This is a genomic window from Pseudomonas sp. URIL14HWK12:I6, assembly GCF_000514195.1.
GTDB classification, from domain to species: domain Bacteria; phylum Pseudomonadota; class Gammaproteobacteria; order Pseudomonadales; family Pseudomonadaceae; genus Aquipseudomonas; species Aquipseudomonas putida_A.
Map to the genome: position 1 here is coordinate 1 of NZ_AZVL01000045.1, position 2,884 is coordinate 2,884.

Annotated in this window: 2 protein-coding genes; one reads left to right on the plus strand and one right to left on the minus strand. The window is 52.4% G+C overall.

Annotated elements, in window-relative coordinates:
• Nucleotides 1-1,998, plus strand: a 1,998-nt coding sequence (locus tag H043_RS29415) for a beta-propeller fold lactonase family protein (protein WP_049827959.1), incomplete at its 5' end; no start/stop codon positions are given.
• A 271-nt stretch (nucleotides 1,999-2,269) separates the two neighbouring features.
• Here H043_RS29415 and H043_RS0126360 read toward each other — a convergent pair.
• Nucleotides 2,270-2,629, minus strand: coding sequence for a DUF6124 family protein (locus H043_RS0126360; RefSeq protein WP_027614314.1), 360 nt, complete (start codon nucleotides 2,627-2,629; stop codon nucleotides 2,270-2,272).
• Nucleotides 2,630-2,884: the final 255 nt, after the last annotated feature.

Genomic DNA, 2,884 nt, shown 5'->3' on the forward strand with positions numbered 1-2,884 from the left:
GAAGGGCTTGAGTTTGCGATCCCCAACAGCGTGGTGGCGTTCAATCTGGGTAAGCAGGTAAAAATCTCCTACGTCGTCATCATTGATGGTCATCCAACACCGTCCCGGGTATTTGACCTGACGGTGCAAGCAATGCCGCAGAGCGCGCTGGCCAGCCCCACCATCGAGCAGGCCGACAACGACGGCGCCGGCCCGGAACTGCATACCGGCAACCTGACCCAAGCTTCCGTACGCATGGGCGACTGGCCGCTGATCGCTCTCGGCCAGTACGTCTGGTTGCGCCTGTGCGGGACATATGCTGACGGCAGCGCCTACACACGCGAGATCTGGAGTGCGCCGACGGCCGGCACCAACCCCGACTGGATTGCTGACCGGTTCTTCACTGTTCCGCTTCCAGTCGATGAGCTCCAAGCTCTGCAGGATGGCAGCGATCTGGAATTGGTGTTTAAAGCGGCGCTTGGTCAGAGCACGGTGGAGAGTGAGGCGGTGGAGTTTCCGGTGCGGACTTATATGATCAAAGCGATTGAGGATGTACGGCCAGAAATTACCGGAGCGGAAGACTCCAAAGGGAATGAGATTCTCCCGGGCGGCACGACTGGAGACACCTTGATTACGCTTGAGGGCACCGCAGCTTTAGGGCAGGAAGTGGAAATCTTCGACGGTGCTACCTCCACTGGCAAAAAGCCCAAAGCCGATGACAAAGGCATATGGACGGTTGAACTGACCGAGCTAACACCGACGAAGCATGTGTTCAAAGCCAAGGCGCTGTATGGCAGCGGAACGGAGTCGGAGGTGTGGACAGTGATCATCGAGAACGAATCGATTCTGGCATTTGTCAACCCGCCCTATCTGACCAATTCCTCCGGCGAGGTCCAGGCCATTGTCCTGAACTTGAGCACAGCTCAAGGCGCGCCTGTGCCGAATGGAAAGATCACTTTGACCCTACCGGCAGATTTCACTTATGCCGACGGCGGCACGGGGGCACGTGATTTCTCGACTGACAGCATGGGTACGTTGACCGTCAGCGGCGTGAAGCACCAAGGAGCTCTTGGGTCCTACAATTTGACGGCCATTAGCAGCACCCAGACAGCTACAGCAAAGCTGGTGGCTTCTGGGTTAATTGGAACCATTTCTTTAGAACGCGGGCCTACCGGGATTGATTTCACTCCGGATGGCCGGCATGCGTTTGTTACTAGTGCCACAGGCAATACAGTCAAAGTTATCGATACGATGAGTCTTTCGGTAATTAATTCTATTCCCGCGCCAGAAGGTCCAAGGTGGATCGTAATCACGCCAGATGGATTACGTGCGTTTGTTGCCAATGTTAACAAACAATTAGTATCGGTATTTGACACCTTGAGCCATTCGCAAATAAAGAGTATTTCCGTAGGCCAAAATCCAGAAGGGATAACAATTACGCCTGACGGCAAACACGTCTATGTGGTCAATGCCGGAAGTAATACCGTCTCAGTCATCAACACAGAAAATTACTTAGTTATCAAAACAATTTCCGTAACAAACTCTCCCAAAGAGGCCGCTACCACACCAGACGGAAAGTATGTGATTGTTAGTAGTTTTGCCAATGGCAATTCACTCTCAATTATTGATACGAAGACCCTATCAGTGAAACGGAGTATTTCTACCGGATATCCATGGGGAATTGCTATTAGTCCGGACAGCCTGCGTGCTTTTGTTGCTAGTTCCCCTGACAAAACTATCTATGTAATTGACTTGCTAACATTGTCGGTAATTAATAGCACTCGCGTTGATGGGAACCCTCAGCATATTGCCATATCACCGGACGGACGGCTCCTCTTTGTTACCAATCCGGAACAGAGGTCAATAGAGGTGATCAATGCTCTAACTGTATCCAAGATTAATAGCTTTTTAGTCGGCCGCTTTCCACGTCAGATTGCCATAACACCGGACGGCACACGTGCCTTTGTGTGTCATGATCGTAACGATGCAGAAAACCTCTCGATTTTAGCCGTAGGATAGTTTGAAAAAGGATCTTTATATAATTGAAAAATACACCTCGCTCATTTATTCCTTACATGCTCAGAAAGATAACAACACATGACTGAGTATCTTCTTACACCTGCAAGATAATGGGACCGGAATAATCGAAAATGATGGGACGAATTTATTTAATGGCAATCGCAAGCAGGCTCACGCTTATAAAGGTTCTTCGCCGGACACATAACCTGTGACCAACGCAGATCCACTGTGGGAGCGGGCTTGCTCGCGAAGAGGCCAGAACTGTCAACGCCTATTCCTTGGGCACAACATTATCCAGCGCCTGACGCACCGCCAACTCCCCCAGCATCACCACTTGAGCAATGCCCAGCGCCGTATTGCGACTCGGCCCCTCCAGCGTCCCGGCGAAATCACCGAGCATCACCGTGGCCGAAGCCAGGGATTCGCAGGCGTTGGCCAGCAGGGATTCGGTGTCGGTTTGCGGGTTGACCAGGAACATGCTGTTGGGGGTGTAGGGTGTGGCCATGATTTGCGCGGGGGCCAGGTAGTGGTCCAGGGCGCGTTCGGCGGCTTCGTGGAGTTTTCTGGAGTTGAGGGATTCGTAGGGTGAAACCGGGTCTGTGATTGGCGGATTGGGCTTGGTTTCGGACATCAGCAGGAACTCCGATCAAAGTACTTTGAAAGAATGACTCCCTGTAGGAGCTGCCGAAGGCTGCGATCTTTTGATCTTGTTTTTTAAAAGCAACATCAAAAGATCGCAGCCTTCGGCAGCTCCTACAGGGGGACCGGGCAGTTAGTTCGGCACGCGGCGGCCGTCCAGTACCCGGTTGACCATCAGTTCACTGAGCATGATCACCTGATGCAGCATCAGCATGGCCCGGCGCTGTGAGTTGTCGACGGTGTCGCC